Annotated in this window: 15 protein-coding genes and 1 tRNA gene; 7 read left to right on the forward strand and 9 right to left on the reverse strand. The window is 65.9% G+C overall.

The window, feature by feature from the left end; translation table 11 throughout:
* Positions 1-189: 189 nt before the first annotated feature.
* Positions 190-777: a BPSL1445 family SYLF domain-containing lipoprotein gene (locus tag ACOJB8_RS01995; protein WP_069261483.1), complete on the forward strand. Its 588-nt coding sequence runs from the start codon at positions 190-192 to the stop codon at positions 775-777.
* A gap of 123 nt (positions 778-900) precedes the next feature.
* On the opposite strand, the gene ACOJB8_RS02000 is transcribed toward ACOJB8_RS01995, so the two are convergent.
* A complete protein-coding gene (locus tag ACOJB8_RS02000) occupies positions 901-2,124 on the reverse strand; it encodes a YeeE/YedE family protein (protein ID WP_368728847.1) in 1,224 nt (407 codons plus the stop codon).
* A gap of 332 nt (positions 2,125-2,456) precedes the next feature.
* Here ACOJB8_RS02000 and ACOJB8_RS02005 point away from each other — a divergent pair, with 332 nt between their 5' ends.
* Both ACOJB8_RS02005 and ACOJB8_RS02010 read left to right on the forward strand, forming a co-directional pair.
* A complete protein-coding gene (locus ACOJB8_RS02005) occupies positions 2,457-4,088 on the forward strand; it encodes a methyl-accepting chemotaxis protein (RefSeq protein WP_475010809.1) in 1,632 nt (543 codons plus the stop codon).
* A 166-nt stretch (positions 4,089-4,254) separates the two neighbouring features.
* Positions 4,255-5,502: a D-amino acid dehydrogenase gene (locus ACOJB8_RS02010; RefSeq protein WP_368682408.1), complete on the forward strand. Its 1,248-nt coding sequence runs from the start codon at positions 4,255-4,257 to the stop codon at positions 5,500-5,502.
* A gap of 28 nt (positions 5,503-5,530) precedes the next feature.
* Here ACOJB8_RS02010 and ACOJB8_RS02015 read toward each other — a convergent pair whose 3' ends face one another.
* From ACOJB8_RS02015 to hcaE, 7 genes are all read right to left on the reverse strand, one after another.
* Positions 5,531-6,493, reverse strand: coding sequence for a TauD/TfdA dioxygenase family protein (locus tag ACOJB8_RS02015; RefSeq protein WP_368682407.1), 963 nt, complete (start codon positions 6,491-6,493; stop codon positions 5,531-5,533).
* Positions 6,494-6,706: 213 nt separating this feature from the next.
* A tRNA-Val gene (locus ACOJB8_RS02020) sits at positions 6,707-6,783 on the reverse strand.
* A gap of 87 nt (positions 6,784-6,870) precedes the next feature.
* Positions 6,871-8,097: a 3-phenylpropionate/cinnamic acid dioxygenase ferredoxin--NAD(+) reductase subunit gene (hcaD, locus tag ACOJB8_RS02025; RefSeq protein ID WP_475010813.1), complete on the reverse strand. Its 1,227-nt coding sequence runs from the start codon at positions 8,095-8,097 to the stop codon at positions 6,871-6,873.
* 13 nt (positions 8,098-8,110) lie between these two features.
* Positions 8,111-8,926, reverse strand: coding sequence for a 3-phenylpropionate-dihydrodiol/cinnamic acid-dihydrodiol dehydrogenase (gene hcaB / locus ACOJB8_RS02030; RefSeq protein WP_368682405.1), 816 nt, complete (start codon positions 8,924-8,926; stop codon positions 8,111-8,113).
* Positions 8,926-9,246: a 3-phenylpropionate/cinnamic acid dioxygenase ferredoxin subunit gene (gene hcaC, locus ACOJB8_RS02035; RefSeq protein WP_406951576.1), complete on the reverse strand. Its 321-nt coding sequence runs from the start codon at positions 9,244-9,246 to the stop codon at positions 8,926-8,928. The genes hcaB and hcaC overlap by 1 nt, the downstream gene beginning before the upstream one ends.
* A gap of 2 nt (positions 9,247-9,248) precedes the next feature.
* Positions 9,249-9,797 carry a 3-phenylpropionate/cinnamic acid dioxygenase subunit beta gene (gene hcaF / locus ACOJB8_RS02040; protein ID WP_342946900.1) on the reverse strand — a complete coding sequence of 183 codons (549 nt, stop codon included), beginning with the start codon at positions 9,795-9,797 and terminating at the stop codon, positions 9,249-9,251.
* Complete coding sequence (hcaE, locus tag ACOJB8_RS02045; protein ID WP_475010820.1) at positions 9,794-11,149, reverse strand: 3-phenylpropionate/cinnamic acid dioxygenase subunit alpha; 1,356 nt, start codon at positions 11,147-11,149, stop codon at positions 9,794-9,796. Before hcaE ends, hcaF begins: the two co-directional genes overlap by 4 nt.
* A 124-nt stretch (positions 11,150-11,273) precedes the next feature.
* Between hcaE and hcaR the strand changes: the two genes are divergently transcribed.
* On the forward strand, positions 11,274-12,152 hold the full coding sequence (hcaR, locus tag ACOJB8_RS02050; protein WP_069261473.1) for a DNA-binding transcriptional regulator HcaR: 879 nt from the start codon (positions 11,274-11,276) through the stop codon (positions 12,150-12,152).
* Here hcaR and ACOJB8_RS02055 read toward each other — a convergent pair.
* Positions 12,149-12,952, reverse strand: coding sequence for a DNA-binding transcriptional regulator (locus ACOJB8_RS02055; RefSeq protein WP_069261472.1), 804 nt, complete (start codon positions 12,950-12,952; stop codon positions 12,149-12,151). The genes hcaR and ACOJB8_RS02055 overlap by 4 nt on opposite strands.
* Before the next feature lie 192 nt (positions 12,953-13,144).
* Here ACOJB8_RS02055 and ACOJB8_RS02060 point away from each other — a divergent pair, with 192 nt between their 5' ends.
* From ACOJB8_RS02060 to mhpD, 3 genes are read left to right on the forward strand one after another with little or no spacing between them, the layout of a single operon-like run.
* Positions 13,145-14,995 (forward strand): bifunctional 3-(3-hydroxy-phenyl)propionate/3-hydroxycinnamic acid hydroxylase, encoded by a 1,851-nt coding sequence (locus ACOJB8_RS02060; RefSeq protein ID WP_475010823.1) that lies wholly within the window; start codon positions 13,145-13,147, stop codon positions 14,993-14,995.
* A gap of 2 nt (positions 14,996-14,997) precedes the next feature.
* Entirely contained in the window at positions 14,998-15,942 is a 945-nt protein-coding gene (locus ACOJB8_RS02065; protein WP_475010827.1) for a 3-carboxyethylcatechol 2,3-dioxygenase, read from the forward strand.
* A gap of 29 nt (positions 15,943-15,971) precedes the next feature.
* Positions 15,972-16,760: a 2-keto-4-pentenoate hydratase gene (mhpD, locus tag ACOJB8_RS02070; RefSeq protein ID WP_069261469.1), complete on the forward strand. Its 789-nt coding sequence runs from the start codon at positions 15,972-15,974 to the stop codon at positions 16,758-16,760.
* Positions 16,761-16,764 lie beyond the last annotated feature (4 nt).

A 16,764-nucleotide genomic window follows, 5' to 3' on the forward strand; every position in this document is an offset into this window, starting at 1 on the left:
CCGCGATCCGTCGGTGGGCATGATGTCCAGGTTTGTTCTCCAACGGACGCCTCACACGGAATTCGGGCACAATCAAGCCACGGCGACGTGGCTGTCGCCCGATGCGGGCTTTGGCCAACGGAAGCGGAGAGGTCGGGCATGTAGCTTGCTCAATCTTTCCCGCACTCTCATTCGTGTGGAGATAACCAAATGCAACGACGCAACTTCATGCTGACGGCGGCGGTGACCCTTGCCTCGGGCGGTCTCACGCTCGCGGGCTGCACCACCACGACGAATTCGAATTCCACGGCGTCGCAGAACATGTCCAAGCGGCAGTCGATCGACGCGTCTGTGGACGGCACCCTCTCGCGGCTGTATTCGACCGTGAAAGGCTCGCACGAACTCCTCGCGAAGTCGCGCGGCGTGCTGGTGTTCCCCGAAGTGCTGCAGGCCGGCTTCATCGTCGGCGCGCAATATGGCGAGGGTGCGTTGCGCGTGGGCGGCGCCACGGTCGGCTACTACAGCACCGTGTCGGGCTCGTTCGGCCTGCAGGCCGGCGCTCAGTCGAAGGCGCTCATCTTCGCCTTCATGACGCAGGACGCACTCGACAAATTCCGCGCGACGGACGGTTGGGCGGCGGGGGCCGACGCTTCGGTCGCGCTCGTGACCGTGGGCGCGAACGGTGTCGTCGACACCAACACGGCCACGCACCCGGTCGAAGCCTTCGTGCTGACCAACGCGGGCCTGATGGCCGACGTCTCGCTGGCGGGCACCAAGGTCACGCGTCTGAATATCTGACAAGGCGCGCACCGGTAAAAAGCGCCGGATCATGTAAAAAAGGGCAAGGCGCTCAAGCCTTGCCCTTCGTCATTTCTGCGCGGCTCGAACTGGCGCCGCCGCGTACGTCACCGCGTACGTCACTCAGCAGCCCGTATTCTTCACACGCTCGACTTCGAGGCCGAACCACGGGCGCAGCTTCGTGCCGAGCACATTGCCCGCGAACGCGCACACGAGCCACAGCCAGCCGTGCAGGCTGCCCGAGACGATGCCGCTGAAATACGCGCCGATATTGCAGCCGTAGGCGAGGCGCGCACCATAGCCAAGCAGCAGCCCACCGATCACGGCCGCCACGAGCGAGCGCAGCGGAATGCGCCACACCGGCGCGTAGCGGCCCGCGAGCGAAGCCGCTGCCATTGCACCGAGCACGATGCCGATGTCCATGACCGTGGTGACGTCGTGGCTTGCCGGGGCGGCGAGCGCGGCGGCGTTCGGGCCGGCCATCCAGTACTTCCAGCTCGCCACGTCGATGCCGAGCGTGGCGAAGCCCTTCGCGCCCCACAGCGCGAATGCCGAGGTCACGCCCCAGGGGCGGCCCGAGAGCGCGAGCGTCGCGAAATTCAGGATCGCGAGCGCGACCGCGCCGGCGAGCAGCGGCCACGGGCCATGCAGCCACGGGGAGCTGTGCGGCGCGCGCGGTTCGTTGACGAGGCGGCCGTGGCGGCGCTTTTCTACGAGCACGGTGAGCGCGGCGATGAGCGCAAACACGACGAGGTTGAGCGCAATGGCCGGCGCGGCGCCGAACGCGTTCACGAGCGAGAACGGCTTCAATTGCGGCATCGACGTCCAGAACGGCATGTGCGCCGTGGCGACCACGGAGCCCACGATAAAGGCGATAAGCGTCACGACCATGCGCGTGCTGCCGCCACCCACGGTGTAGAGCGTGCCCGAGGCACAGCCTCCCCCCAGCTGCATGCCGACACCGAACATGAACGCGCCGACGATGACCGATGTGCCCGCGGGCGAAACGAGGCCCGTGACCGGATGGCCGAAGAGCGAACCTGCCGCGAGCGCGGGGAAGAACAGCAGCACGCCGATGGCGAGCATGACCATCTGCGCGCGCAGGCCGGCGCCCCGCCCATCGGCGATGAATACGCGCCATGCCGAGGTGAAGCCGAACGCCGCGTGATAGAGCGTCATGCCGAGCAGCGCGCCGACCACGTAGAGCGCCGCCTGACGCCCGCTCACGGTCTGCGCGAGATACACCGCGCCGAGCGCGACGAGCAACAGCGCGATGCCTAGCGGCCTGGGATTGATGGAGTCGAGTCGGCGCGGCGCGCGCGCGAGCGGCGTGGAGAGGTCGGACATGGGAGCGAGGGCAGCCCGGAAAGCCGCCAGGAAAATCAATCGATGAAAGCAAAACGATAGCACGAATCGCAAATCGGTCTGGCCGAGCCCCCGGGCCGGCTTTTCGCGACTCGCGTTGGGCCATGAGACATCGCCACAAACCCCGTCCAGACGGGGCTTTCCCAGACATTGGGACGAACCTGCGCCAAATCCCGCGAAGCCCTGCGCCCATCATGGATTTCCCCTATGCAGCGCCGCGCGCCGTCTGCCGTTAGGCGAGACGAGGTGCGAAGACGCGTGGGCCGCGCAAAGTCGCACTGGCTGGAAGATAAAAGAAACGCAACGGAGACCTCATGCTGGGAAATATCACCATTCGCCGTGGGCTAACGCTCGTCATCGGTATCTTCGTCGCGTTTCTGCTGACGGTGATCGGCGTGTCGTATGGCGCGCTCAAGATCACCAACGACAGTCTGCACGACGCCCAGCGCGGCGCGCAGTCGCTCGACGCCCTCAAGAGCAGTTCGGAGCGCCTGCTTCAGGTGCGCCTCGCGCTCGGTGGCTACGAGACGCTCTTCAGCGTCGGCAAGGCCACGGACGGCTTGCTCGACAAGGCGCACGAGGTGCTCGTGAATTCGAACAAGGAATTCGCGCGCTACAGCGCCGGCCCGTTCGACGACCCCGAAGAGGCGCGCCTCGCCCAGGCCGTCAGCAGCGCGCGCGAGGCGCTCGTCTCGCAAGCGCTCGAGCCCGAGTACAAGTCGCTCGTCGACAACGATTTCAACACCTTCCGCACGATCCAGGGCGAAACCGCCGACCGCTACTATGGCGCCTACGCGAAGGCGATCGACGCGCTCGAGACCTGGCAGGCCACGCGCCAGCAGCACGACGCCGATACCGCCGCGCAGCGCTTTCGCCTGTCGCTCATCGTGTTCGGCGTGATCGGCGTGGTGGGCGTGGCGATTGGCGTGTTCGCGCGCGTGGGGCTCGCCGCCGCCGTGGTCAAGCCGGTGAACCATGCGATCCGCCATTTCGAGCGCATCGCCGCGGGCGACCTCACGGTGGACGTGCGGGTGCGCTCGAAGAACGAAATGGGCCAGCTGCTGGGCGCGCTGCAGACCATGCGCGACGGCCTCGTGGGCACCGTCTCGCGCGTGCGCGGCAGCACGCACGAAATCACCCAGGGCGCGAAGCAGATCGCGTCGGGCAACGTCGATCTCTCGGATCGCACGGCGCAGCAGGCGGCGGCGCTCGAAGAAACGGCGGCGAGCATCGAGGAGCTTTCGGCGGCGGTGCGCCAGAACACGGACGGCGCGAAGGAAGCGAGCGGGCTCGCCCAGACCGCGCTCGAAACGGTCACGCGCGGCGCCGACGTGGTGGCCCGCGTGAACGCGACGATGAACGACATCACGGCCTCGTCTCAGAAGGTGGAGGAGATCACCGGCATCATCGAGGGCATCGCGTTCCAGACCAACATCCTCGCGCTCAATGCGGCGGTGGAGGCGGCGCGCGCGGGCGAGCAGGGCCGCGGTTTCGCGGTCGTGGCGAGCGAGGTGCGCAGCCTCGCGCAGCGCTCGGGCACGGCGGCCAAGGAGATCAAGGAGCTGATCGCGGCCTCGGCGGCGACCGTCGGCGCGGGCGCGCGCCTCGTGGAAGACGCGCGCCGCACCATGGAGGAGGCGCGCAGTGCGGTGGCGCGCGTGAGCGGGATCATGAGCGAGATCGAAACCGCGACGCACGAGCAGAGCGACGGCATCGAACAGGTGAACCGCGCGATTGCGCAGATCGACGAGGTCACGCAGCGTAACGCGGCGCTCGTGGAGGAAGCGGCGGCGGCCGCGCAGTCGCTCGAATCGCAGGCCGATCTGCTGCGCGAGGCCGTAGCGGTGTTCAATCTGGGCGGCGCGGGGCAGGCCGGTACGCGTCCGGCGCAAGCCGCTGCGGCGGACGCGCGCGCGGCCCGCGGGAGTACGCCGGCGCTGGCCTGAGCCAGCCGTGGCGGGTTGTCCTTGCCGTTGCAAGGACAACCTCCGGCCGCTTTAACCTGAGGTTATACCCCGCGCGCAATTCGCAATTGAGTTCCCCATCGTTCCCGGCGAGACTGGCGGCATAGGCAGTCAGGGTTTGGTCGTCAGCGAAAGAGAACAAGGGATCATGCGAGTTTGCGTTTTAGGCGGTGGGGTGATTGGCGTAAGCACGGCATACGCGCTCGCTCGCGATGGGCACGAAGTCACGCTGGTCGAGCGCCATGCCGATGTGGCGCGCGAAACGAGCCACGCCAATGGCGGCCAGCTCAGTTACAGCTACGTCGCGCCGCTCGCGGACCCCTCCGTGCTGCCCAAGCTGCCGCAATGGCTCTTCTCGCGCGACGCCGCACTGCGTTTCGTGCCGCGGCTCGATCCGCACCAGTGGCGCTGGTGCGCCGCGTTCCTGCGTGCGTGCACGCGCGCACGCAGTCGCGCGACCACGGCCGAATTGCTCGGCCTCGGCTTTTTGAGCCAGCGACTCATGCACGAGGTGGTCGAGCGCGAAGCGCTGTCATTCGACTACGTGCGCAACGGCAAGCTCGTGGTGTATCGCGACGAGCAAGGGTTTGCGCTTGCGCGCCGCCAGGCGCATTACCAATCGACGCTGGGCTGCGTGCAACACGCGCTCGACGGCGCGGCGTGCGTCGCGCTCGAACCCGCGCTCGCGCATATCGGCGCGGAGATCGTGGGCGGCATTCACACGCCAGGCGAAGAGGCCGCCGACTGCGATCAGTTCACGCGTGGCCTTGCACACGCGGCACAGCGCGACGGCGTCAACCTGCAACTGGCCACCGAGTTTTCCGGACTGCGAACGAAAGGGCTGCGGGTGGTCGCCGCGCAGACCTCGCAGGGCGACATCGAAGCCGACGCTTTCGTGGTGTGCCTGGGTTTTCAGAGCCAGCCGATGCTCGCCTCGCTCGGCGTGCACGTGCCCGTGTATCCGCTCAAGGGCTACAGCCTCACGCTCCCCAATGCGAATGCGCAGGGCGCGCCGCGCGTCTCGGTCACGGATGCGCATCACAAGGTCGTCTACGCTCCGCTTGGCGAGCGACTGCGCATTGCAGGCATGGTCGATCTCACAGGCATGAACCCGCACGCCGACGACGCCCGCATCGCGCTGCTCACTCGCCAGGCGCGCGAAACCTTCCCCGACGCGGGCGACTACGACGCCATGCAGACGTGGACCGGCATGCGTCCCGCCACGCCGGACAGCAAGCCGGTGATCGGCGCCACGCACTTTCGCAACCTGTGGCTCAACACGGGGCACGGCGCGCTCGGCTTCACGCTCGCGCTCGGCAGCGCACAGCTGCTCGCCGATCTGCTGGCGGAGCGCGAGTTGCCGATCGACGGCGACGCCTTCGCGCCGGGCCGCTGATCTGGCTCGCTGATTCGCCAACGAGGCGCTACTGCAGCGTCGCGCCTTCCTCGCGCACGACCACGCTCGTGCGTCCGTCGATGCTCACCGGCACTTCGCCGCGCACGGTCGCGCGCCGGACGACGCGGCGCGCGTCGCCGTAGTCGTTGATCGCATAGTGTTGCGTGGCGCGGTTGTCCCAGATCGCGACGTCGCCTTCCTGCCAGTTCCAGCGCACCGTGTTTTCGAGCCGCGTGACGTGCTCGTGGAACACCTGCAGCAGATGCGCCGAATCGGACGACGAGAGACCTTTGAGCCGCTGCACGAAGTGGCCGAGCACGAGCGTGCGTTCGCCCGTTTCCGGATGCACGCGCACCACGGGATGTTCGGTTTCGTACACCTTCGACGTGAAGACTTCGCGGTAACGCTTGAGCTGCGCGCTGTCCGCGTTCGTGTGCGTGGACGCGTAGTCGTAGGCGTTGGTGTGGAGCGCCCAGAGCGTATCGGCCAGCGCGCGCAGCGGCTCGGGCAGTTGCGCGTAAGCGGTGGCCGTATTGGCCCACACCGTGTCGCCGCCAAATGGCGGAATCACCACGGCGCGCAGGATCGAGACTTTCGGGTAGGCGTCGACGAAGGTGACGTCGGTGTGCCACGAGTTGGCGCGCGCGCCGTGCAGCGAATCGAGTTCCAGCAGGCTGCCGCCTTCCACCGAGGGCACCGTGGGGTGCGCGACCGTTTCGCCGAAGCGCCGCGCGAAGGCTTCCTGCGCGGTATCGTCGAGATGCTGCTGGCCACGGAAGAACAGCACCTTGTGGCGCAGCAGGGCGGCATTGATCGCGTCGAACGTGGCGCTGTCGAGATCGGCATGAAGACGCACACCGTCGATGCGCGCGCCGATGCGGCCCGCGACCTGATGGAGGTCTAGCGTGGTACCGGCGTGTTGCTGCGTGGAGGAATGCAGATGCGCAGACGGAACGGAAACGGCGGGGCGCTGCGTGTGAACGTCGGACATCGAAAGTCTCCTCGGCTGGACGTGGAACGTCCATTCAAGCAGGCTTGCGCCGCGAGAAGAACTGACGATTTCTGCGAAGCTATGCGAGCGTTAGTGCGCTATGGATAGCTGCGTGTGTGATTAGCGCGCACCAAAAGAAAATGACGCAGACCCGCGAGGGAATGCGTCATTCACAAGATGCTGCAAGGTACAGCTTCTTTACTGCATGTTCGTTGGTAGGCTCGATTGGATTCGAACCAACGACCCCCACCATGTCAAGGTGGTGCTCTAACCAACTGAGCTACGAGCCTGTCGAGGCGCGAATTATAGAGACACTCGCGCGCGCTTGCAAGCGCTTTTCTCGAATCGGGTGAAACGCCGTGTTTTTGGGTGTGCGCCTAGGCGAATTCGCGCGTCAAATTGCGCAGGTTATGCGTGGGATCGGCGAGCGTTTCGCGGGCGATGCGCGCGCGCTTGCCGATCAGCGCTTTGGCGCTGCGCATGTCGCGACCCTGATTCACGGTGATCGCGCCAACCAGCGCGCCTTCGCCGTCGAGGCCGAACAGAACGCAGGGCGGCGCTTGCAGCGAACCACGCGTGAGCCATTCAGGCGCAGTCATGTCGCCCGCGAACTGGATGTTGAGGCCGCATTGATCGGTCCAGAACCAGGCCGCTTCCCAGGCTTCGGGTTCGAGGCCGAGCATCGCGCGCGCCGCCGTTTGCGCCTGACGGTTCGCGTTCTCCCACGTTTCGCGGCGCTGGTGGTGGCCGCTTGCCTCGTCCCACTGGCTGGCGGCGTCGCCGGCTGCGTAGATGTGCGCGTGCGAGCTGCGACACCGCGCGTCGATCACGATGCCGTTGTCGATTTGCAGGCCTGCTTTGCGAGCGAGCATGGTTTCGGGTTCGACGCCGATGCCGTAGATCACCGCGTCGCCGGTAATGCGCGTGCCGCTTTCGAGCGTCAGCACGAGTTCGCCGTTCTCGCGAGTGGCTGACGCGAGCGGCGAGCCCAGATGCAGTGTCACCCCCCGCGCGCGATGCACGTCGCACAGATGCTCGGTGAGCAGCGGCGGAGCGCAACGCGCCATCGCACGCGGCGCCTGTTCGATCACGGTGACTTCCGCGCCGAGATCGACCGCGCTCGAAGCGAGTTCGAGACCGATCACGCCCGCGCCCACCAGCAGCACGCGCTTGCGCGCTTGAAGCACGGCTATAAGGCGTTGCGCGTCCTCCAGCGTGCGCAGCGTGTAGACGTTCTCGCCCAGCGCGTCGAGCATCGGCAAGCGCCGCACGCGCGCGCCCGTGGCGAGCAGCAGTTCGTCGAAGGCGATCGATTCGCCGTTCGCGAGCGTGACGATGCGCGCCTGTGCGTCGAGCGCGGTCACGGCCACGCCGAGCTTCAACTCGATGTTCTGCTCCACGTAGTAGCCTTCGCTGTGAATCGCACAGCGCGCGGTTTGCGGTTGCAGCAGCACGTCCTTCGAAAGCGGCGGCCGTTCATAAGGCGCGTGCGCTTCCTCGCCGATCAGTACGACGCGGCCCGCATAGCCTTGCTGGCGCAATTCGGCGGCGGCGAGCGCGCCCGCCTGGCCCGCACCGACGATGACGATAGTCGAGACGTTCATGATCTGTTTCCCGTTACAGATGCAGGCCGCCCGCTGCGTGACGGATGCCGCGAATGCCGAGGCCGGCGTCCGCATTGATCATCACGCCGCTCAGCACGCGATTGTTCGCGCGCGAAGCGAGCATCACGTAGGGCCCGGTGAAATCCGCAGGCTGCGGGAAGAACTGCAGCGGCAGGATCCCCGCAATCGCTTCGGGCGAACGCGAATCCATGATGCGCAAGTCCTGCTGGCCGAGCGAAGCGGGGCCGCGCAAATCGCTCGCCATACCGCAAGGGCCGACGCCGTTCACACGCACCTTGGGCGCGAGTTCGTAGGCCAGCTGGCGGATGATGCCCACGGCCGCATGCTTGCTCGCCGTGTACAAGGGACCGCCGCCGCCCGGATAGAACGAAGAGTTCGAGAGCGTGAAGATCATGCTGCCTTCGCTCGCGATGAGCGCGCGAGCCGCCGCTTTCGCGCCGAGCAGATAGCCCTTCACATTGATCGAAAAAAGCTCTTCATAACCGCTGTCGAGCTGCGCCGGCGAGAGATCGACGAGGCTCGAAGCATGATCCCAGATCGCTGCGTTGCCGATGAAGATGTCGAGCTTGCCGAACGCTTCGACGGCGGCGCTCACGGCGCGCTCGTTGTCGGCGTACGAGGTCACGTCGCCCTGCACGGCGACGACGTTTTGCGCACTGAAGCGCGCTTGCAGCGCCGCGACTTTCTCTGCCGAACGTTCGAGCACCGCCACGCGCGCGCCTTCTTCGAGAAAGCGTTCGACGAGTGCAAGGCCGAGTCCCGAGCCGCCGCCCGTGATCAGCGCGACTTCGTTATCGAGCCAACCCATTACGCGGCCTCCGGAACGTCGACGAAAACCGCGCCGTCAACGCACGTGACAGGGAACGTCTCGAGCGCTTCGGTCGCAGGCTGGCACAGGGCCGTGCCGGTCTTCAGACAAAAGCGTGCGGCATGCAGCGGACATTCGACGGTGCCATCGTCCTCGATATACCCTTCGGACATCGAAGCATTGCCGTGCGAGCAACGGTCGTTCAGCGCGAAAAGCTCGCCGTTCACCTTGAATACGGCGATCGCGGCGGACGGGCCGTCCACCTTGATCGCTTCGCCATCGGACAACGCGTCGTCCTGGCAGACAAAAATACGGGCCATGATCAGAAAAGCACACTCAGGTTATGGGAAGTGAGCACCGCCTGGTCCAGCGTGATTTCACGGTTGGACACCTGCCAGCCTGGCGCGCCCTCCACGCGGCGCACGCGGTCGATGCGGCGGCCCACGTAGAACGTCTCGTCGCGTTCCTTCTGCGAGCGGTAGAGCGCGTAGTTCACGTGTGCCTCGTATTCGCCGGGCGTTTCGGTGGTGAACGCTCGCAGGTTCGTCACGAGATGGCGGGTGCGCGAAGGCGGTTCTTCCGCCCACGCCATGCCGGTTTCGAGACGCGCCACGCGGCGCTCGAGCTGGAAATGCGTGTCGTTGAAGATCCACGTGGTGGGCGGCTGCACGCCGCGCCGGCGGTCGCGCGTTTGCGCGTTGACGGTCGTGCGCATGGTGTAGCGAATGTCCTTCGCCATGAGGTCGAGCCATGCGCGAAAGCGCCAGCCGTCGAGCAGCGCCGCTTCGTCAAAGAGGAATTGCTCGATTTCGTGATGCAGTTCGAGACCCACGCGCGTGGGCGTGAAAACCGGTTCGGCGACTTCGCTCATTTGAGCACCTCCGCTTCGTAGCGCGCGGTGCGCTCGTTCACTTCGTCCCACGTTTCGGAAATCAGCAGGTCTGCCCAGCGCCGGTACATGCCGCGCGCCGCCGTCTCCGAAAAAATGTAGTTCGTCATGCCAGGTATGCCGTCTTCACGTACGCGCTCGTTGCCGAGGCCCATTTCGAGGCATAGCTTCGTTTTGCGCGCGCGGCTGCCGCGCAGCACCTTCTGCACTTCGGCCCAGTTCTCCGAGTCGTCCTGTTCGAGAAAGCCTGCGGGCCCGAACGCGCGCGTCGCGCTGCGCTCGAAGGCGGCCTTGACTTCATCGGACGCTGCCTTGTCGGCAATACAGAACGCCCACACTTCCACCTGGTTCGGCCCACGCGGGTGCCAGACGCGCAGCGTGGCCGTGCCGTTGAGCCACGAAAGCGTCGGGAACATGTTGTTGTGGCCCGCCAGACGCATTGCGCGCACCTTGCCCAGGCGCGCTTCGGCTTCGGCATAGGTGTCGCGGAAGTACTGCGAGACTTCGCCGTCCACCCACACGTTCGCGTCGGGCTGCTCGGTGAAGAAGAAGCCGCTGCCATGGCCCGCCTGGCCATACTGCAGCGCGTCTTTCGCGGTCTCCCACACGGGGCGCGCCGTTTGACCCGCGCCCAGCGCCTTGTCGGCCGCGCCTTCCTTCGCGCCGAGCACTTCAATGGCGGACGCGTGTGTGAAGAGCGCGTGATACTGATCGCTCGCAAACTGCTCGGCCGGGAATTTCCAGTTGCAGTCGATCACCCACTTGTGCACGCCGCCCACGATTTCGGTCCCGCCTTCGCGTCGGTCGAGCACGCCGTCGAGATACCAGGCGATGTCGCCCATATAGGTTTCGAGGTCGGGCGCCTTCGCGTCCCAGTTGCCGAACACGAGGCCCTTGTACACGGCCACGCGCGTGACTTCCTGCAAGCCCCATTGCTCCTTGCACAGGCCCTGCGGATAGGCGCGCGATTCGAGCGGCACGTCGATGAGCGCGCCGTCCACGCCGTACGACCAGCCGTGATACGGACACGTGAACGCGCGCGTGTTGCCGCAATCGGCGTGGCTCACGCGCATCGAGCGATGGCGGCACTGATTGAGGAAGGCCTTGATCGAGCCGTCCTTCTGGCGCACCACGACGATGGGGTCTTCGCCCATGTAGGTATTGAAAAAGTCGCCGGCTTTCGGTATTTGACTGACGTGGGCGAGAAAGAGCCAACAGCGGCCGAAAATGCGCTCGAGTTCGAGCGCGTAAATGTCGGGGTCGGTATAGATCGACGACGTGACGCGACCATTTTGCGCGTCGACGAGTGCATCGATGTCGATGATTGCGGACATGCGAGTCTCCTCCGTGGCAGCATTCCCCTTTTGGCGGAGAACGCAGACGGATGATCGTTGCTCGCTTTGCCGATGTGAAATATTTTGTTTGTTGCCACTAAGACTTCAAAACGATAAATCGAGCATGGAACTGAGACACCTGCGCTACTTCATTGCCGTTGCCGACGAGCTGAGCTTCACGCGCGCGGCGCAGCGCCTGCATACGGCGCAGCCATCGCTGAGCCAGCAGATCCGCAATCTGGAAGACGAAGTGGGCACGCCGCTCTTCGAGCGCACGCGCCGCAAGGTGGAATTGACGGACGCGGGCAAGGTGTTTCTCGCCGAGGCGCGTCTCGTGGTGGCGCAGGCCGACCGGGCAGTGGCGCGTGCACGCCAGGTGGGGCAGGGGCGCGTGACGGTGACGATCGGTTTCGTGCCCGCCGCGGAGATCCGGGTTTTCCCGGTGATTTTGCCGCGTTTGCGATTGCGCTTTCCCGAGGTCAATGTCGAGTTGCGCAGCCTGCCGACGGCCGAGCAGGAAGACGCGCTGCTGCGCGGCGATATCGACGTGGCGTTCATGCGGCGGCCCGTTTTGTCGCCTGAATTGCGCAGCGAAGTCGTGCTCACCGAGCCGCTCGTGGTGGTGCTGCCGAGCGGCCATCCGCTCGCGAAGCAAGCGCGCATCGCACCGGCGCAGCTGAGCGGCGAGCCGTTCATCAGCACGCATCCGCAGTTCTCGGGGCAGGTGCACAGTGTGGTCGAGGCGTATTGCGAGGCGCACGGAATCGAGCGCAAGGTGGCTCAGGTCGCGACCAATATTCTGCTCAATCTGAATCTCGTGGGGATGGGGCTAGGCTATGCGCTCCTGCCCGCGTATGTCTCGTCGCTCACGAGCAGCGCGATCTGCACGCGCCCGCTGGAAGGCGAGCCGCCCACCATTGACTTGCTGATGGTGTCGCGCAAGGAACCGCATGCTGCGGAGCTTGAAGCGCTGTTCGAACTCGTGCGCGAGAACGAAGCTTAACGCTTCGTGTGGTCCTCCTGCGCCTCGAGCGCCGTCACCATTTCCTGCGCGGCGCGCTGCAACTCGGGCACGAAGCGGCGCACGGCCTCTGCCGGATTGATGGCCTGCTCCAGGTAGATCACGTTCAGGCTCGCGAGCACGCGCCCATGCGCCTCGATGGCCGTTGCGAGCGCACCGATCTTGCGCTGGTCGGCCCAGTCGCCGTGGTTCGAGCCGAAGCCGTCGGCGCGCGTTTGGCGCACGAGATTGCGGATATAGGCCGCGTCGCCGGCGAGTTTTTGCTGCTGCTCGCCGCCCGCCCCCGCGCGTAACAGTTCCAGGATGTCTTCGCGCTCGGCCTCGGGACACATCGCAAAGTACACGCGGCCAGCCGCCGTGAGCAGGATCGGCAGGCGGCGGCCCACCATCGCGCGGTGAAACGAAAGCGGGCTGAAGCGGTGCGTGGTCTCGCGGATCACCATGGAGTCGCCGTCGGGCGTCGTGAGATCCGATGGCCACACGGTGCGCTGGAGCATTTGCGCCATGATCGGCGGCGCGATGGTCGCGATGAGCTCGTCGTCGGTGAAGCCTTCGCTCAGGCCGCGCACGTTCATCGTCAGACGAAAGCTGTCGTCGGAAGCGCTGCGGCGCACGAACTTTTCCTCTACCAGGGTTTCCAGCAGGCGCCTCACCGTCGTGCGATGCAGGCCCGTTGCCTCGCTCAACTGCTGGCTCGTGGCGCGCCCGTTCTCCATGGCGTTGAGCGCCTGGAGGACCTGAAGGCCGCGCGCCAGTCCCCGCACGTTTGCATACTTCGTCATCAAAAACGCCTTAAAAATCAAGTGTGTGCATTCTATGCACATTTCTCTAAAAATGTTGAGCGCGCATCGGGCGGAACCTAGACTCGCTTCCATTCACCGCACTGTGACAAAACGTTTACCCGGGTGATCCGTTTTCAGGCACCACCTGTCAGCATCCGCAGCGGCTCCATAAGCCGCGCGAGAAGGAGACACATGAACACCCCCCTCGCCCACGAGGCGGATACCGTCCGCCCTCGCCAGATTGCCACCGACGTCGCCATCATCGGCGCGGGTCCGGTCGGCCTCATGATCGCCAATATTCTCGGCCTGCAAGGCGTGCGTGTCACGCTCGTCGAGAAGCTCGACCAGATCATCGACTACCCGCGCGCCATTGGTCTGGATGACGAAGCATTGCGCGTGTTCCAGTCCATTGGCCTTGCCGATGCGCTGCTGCCGCATACCACGCCCGACCACTGGATGCGCTTCGTCACGAAAGACGGCCATTGCTTCGCCTCGATCGAGCCGCGCACCGACGAATTCGGCTGGCCGCGCCGCAACGCGTTCATTCAGCCGCTCGCCGATCGCGTGCTGTATGAAGGGCTCGCGCGCTTCGAGCACGTGGATGTGTTGTTCGGCCACACGGTCAACGCATTCGAGCAGGACACGCAGGGCGTGACGATCGACGTGAGCGACGCGAACGGCGAGCGCCGCACGATCCGCGCAGCGTACCTGGTGGGCGCAGACGGCGGCAACAGCTTCGTGCGCCGTGCGCTGAACGTGCCCTTCGAAGGCCGGACGAAGCCGAATCAATGGATCGTGGTGGACGTGCGCAACGACCCCATCGGCTCGCCGCATATCTATATGCATTGCGATCATCAGCGCCCGTATGTGTCGGCTGCGCTGCCGCACGGCATTCGCCGCTTCGAATTCATGGTGATGCCGGGCGAGACGGAAGAAGAACTCTCGAAGCCCGAGAACATGGCCGCGCTGATCCGCAAGGTGGTGGCGGACCCCGACAAGGTCGACTACATCCGCAAGCGTGTGTACACGCACAACGCGCGTCTCGCCGAAACGTTCCGCGTGGACCGCGTGCTGCTCGCGGGCGACGCGGCGCACATCATGCCGGTGTGGCAGGGCCAAGGTTACAACAGCGGCATTCGCGACGCGAACAACCTGGGCTGGAAGCTCGCGATGGTCGCGAAGGGCCAGGCTGATGGCCGCCTGCTCGACAGCTATACCGTGGAGCGCCGCGCCCACGCGCGTTCGATGATCCACCTCTCCGAAGTGGCGGGCGATATCTTCGCCCCCACCACGCGCTTTGGCGCGCGCTTTCGCGACACGTTCGTGCGCTACATGAATGTGTTCCCTTCGGTGAAGCGTTACTTCGTGGAAATGCGCTTCAAGCCGATGCCGCGCTACGAAGCGGGCATCGTGCTGCTGCCGCCGCCGCAAAAGACGGGCGGCTGGTTCGCCAGCCTGCTGGAGCGCTCGGGCAACTCGGCGCCGGGCCGCCTGCTCGGACTGATGAGTCAGAAGCGCGACTCGCTGATCGGCCGCCTCGCGTATGGCCGCGATCCGCTCGCGGCGTCGCCCGTGGGCCGCATGTTCATCCAGCCGCGCGTGCGTCTCGCCGATGGCCGCGTGGTGCGCCTCGACGACGCGATCGGCAACGGCTTCGCCGTGCTGGCCTGGGGCGCGGACCCGACCTTCGGCCTCACGCCGCAAGCCCGCGCATTGTGGGAGCGCCTGGGCGCCCGCTTTATCTTCGCGAAGCCCGACGTGCAACTCGAATACGCCGAAGACGTGCCCGAGGGCGTGCTCGCGCTCGGTGACGTGCAGGGCCGCCTTAAAGAGTGGTTCAGCCGTCTGCCCGAATCTGTCGTGCTGTTGCGCCCGGACCGCTTCGTCGCGGCCGTCTGCACGCCGCAACAGGTCTCGGACGCGATCGTCGAACTCGCGGGCAAGCTCGGCATGGCCGAAGCCGCCTTGCATGGGGCGAGCGCCGCTGCCCCGCAAAACCGTCCCGTGCGCGGCGTGGCCGTTGCGCGCACAGCAGGAGCATGAGCATGCCGATTCACCTCGAATGTCTGTCGCATACGCCGTTGCATGGCTATTTCGATCCGCTGCCTGACGTGGTGGCGGAAGTCGAACGGGTCGGCCGCGCCGCGCGCGAACGCGTGGAAGCCTTCAACCCGGACGTGATCGTTGCGTTCGCACCGGATCACTTCAACGGTTTCTTCTACGACGTGATGCCGCCGTTCTGCATCGGCGCGCGCGCGGATGCGATCGGCGACTTCAGGAGCATGGCCGGAACGCTGCCGGTGCCCGAAGCACTTGCGCACAAGCTCGCCGAAAGCGTGCTCGCCGCCGATATCGACGTGGCGCTCTCGTACCGCATGCAGGTCGATCACGGCTGCGCGCAGGCGCTGGAAGTGCTCACGGGCGCTCTCGACCGTTATCCGGTGATTCCGGTGTTCATCAACTCCGTGGCGCCGCCCATGGCGACGCTGCGCCGCGCACGACTGCTCGGCGACGCGATTGGCCGCTTCTTCTCGCGAAGCGACACGCGCGTGCTCGTCGTGGGCTCGGGCGGCATTTCGCACGAGCCGCCGGTGCCGGAGCTGTTCGGCGCGACACCGGAAGTGGCCGAACGTTTGATCGCGGGCCGCAATCCCTCGGCGGATTCGCGCGCGGCACGTCAGGCGCGCACCGTGGCCGCGGCGAAATCGTTCACGGCGGGCGACAGCCATCTGCATCCGCTCAATCCCGAATGGGACCGCGCGTTCCTCGCGCGCCTTGCATCGGGCGAGTTGACTTCCGTGGACGGCATGACGAACGCGGCTATCACGCGTGACGGCGGCAAGTCGGCGCACGAGATTCGCACGTGGGTCGCGGCATTCGGCGTGCTGGCCGCTTACGGCCCGTATCGCGCTTCGCTCGACTACTACCGCGAAATTCCCGAGTGGATTGCGGGTTTCGCCACCATGCATGCCATGCCCGACGCGGCTTGATAGGACAGTACGGACTCCGGAAAATCAACATGTCAGAACCGAAACTCGTCGCGGCCCTGGCCGCGCGCCTCTACGAAGCCGAAGCCTCGCGCAAGGTGATCGAGCCGGTGCGCGGCGAGATCGCCCTGGACGATATCGCCACCGCCTACGCCGTCCAGCAAGCCAACGTCGATCTGCGCGTGGCGACCGGCGAGCGCATCGTGGGCCGCAAGATCGGTCTCACGTCGCTTGCGGTGCAAAAGCAGCTGGGTGTCGATCAGCCTGACTTCGGCGCGCTGTTCGCGTCGATGGCTTACGGCGACGCGCAAGCGATTCCGCTCTCGCAACTGATCCAGCCGAAGGTGGAAGCGGAAATCGCGCTCGTGCTGGAGCACGACCTCACGTTCGAAAAGCACACCTTCGTCGATATCCTGCGCGCCAGCGCCTATGCGCTCGCAGCCATCGAGGTGGTGGACAGCCGCATCCAGAACTGGGACATCCGCTTCGTCGATACGGTGGCCGACAACGCCTCGAGCGCGCGCTTCGTGGTGGGCAGCCGCCCGGTGCCGCTCTCGCAGATCGACTTGACAGGGTGCGCGATGGAACTCTCGCGCGACGGCGAAGTGCTCTCGCGCGGCAACGGCGCCGCCTGTCTCGGCAACCCGCTCAACGCCGCCGTGTGGCTCGCCGACCGCATGGTGCAGCTCGGCACGCCGCTGCGTGCGGGCGACGTGGTGCTTACGGGTGCACTCGGACCCATGGTCGCCGTGAAGGAACCCGGCACGTACACCGCGCAGATCGAAGGCCTCGGCAGCGTTCGCGCGACTTTTTCCGCCTGATACA

This window comes from Paraburkholderia sp. BR10141, from assembly GCF_056155635.1.

Bases quoted from the DNA above. Each gene is read 5' to 3' on its own strand.
- hcaB (WP_368682405.1), bottom strand. From the start codon at position 8,926: ATGGGTTGGCTCGATAACGAAGTCGCGCTGATCACGGGCGGCGGCTCG.
- ACOJB8_RS02000 (WP_368728847.1), bottom strand. From the start codon at position 2,124: ATGTCCGACCTCTCCACGCCGCTCGCGCGCGCGCCGCGCCGACTCGAC.
- hcaF (WP_342946900.1), bottom strand. From the start codon at position 9,797: ATGAGCGAAGTCGCCGAACCGGTTTTCACGCCCACGCGCGTGGGTCTC.
- ACOJB8_RS02015 (WP_368682407.1), bottom strand. From the start codon at position 6,493: ATGTCCGACGTTCACACGCAGCGCCCCGCCGTTTCCGTTCCGTCTGCG.
- ACOJB8_RS02055 (WP_069261472.1), bottom strand. From the start codon at position 12,952: ATGACGAAGTATGCAAACGTGCGGGGACTGGCGCGCGGCCTTCAGGTC.
- ACOJB8_RS02060 (WP_475010823.1), top strand. From the start codon at position 13,145: ATGAACACCCCCCTCGCCCACGAGGCGGATACCGTCCGCCCTCGCCAG.
- hcaC (WP_406951576.1), bottom strand. From the start codon at position 9,246: ATGGCCCGTATTTTTGTCTGCCAGGACGACGCGTTGTCCGATGGCGAA.
- ACOJB8_RS01995 (WP_069261483.1), top strand. From the start codon at position 190: ATGCAACGACGCAACTTCATGCTGACGGCGGCGGTGACCCTTGCCTCG.
- hcaD (WP_475010813.1), bottom strand. From the start codon at position 8,097: ATGAACGTCTCGACTATCGTCATCGTCGGTGCGGGCCAGGCGGGCGCG.
- ACOJB8_RS02065 (WP_475010827.1), top strand. From the start codon at position 14,998: ATGCCGATTCACCTCGAATGTCTGTCGCATACGCCGTTGCATGGCTAT.
- hcaE (WP_475010820.1), bottom strand. From the start codon at position 11,149: ATGTCCGCAATCATCGACATCGATGCACTCGTCGACGCGCAAAATGGT.
- ACOJB8_RS02010 (WP_368682408.1), top strand. From the start codon at position 4,255: ATGCGAGTTTGCGTTTTAGGCGGTGGGGTGATTGGCGTAAGCACGGCA.
- mhpD (WP_069261469.1), top strand. From the start codon at position 15,972: ATGTCAGAACCGAAACTCGTCGCGGCCCTGGCCGCGCGCCTCTACGAA.
- hcaR (WP_069261473.1), top strand. From the start codon at position 11,274: ATGGAACTGAGACACCTGCGCTACTTCATTGCCGTTGCCGACGAGCTG.
- ACOJB8_RS02005 (WP_475010809.1), top strand. From the start codon at position 2,457: ATGCTGGGAAATATCACCATTCGCCGTGGGCTAACGCTCGTCATCGGT.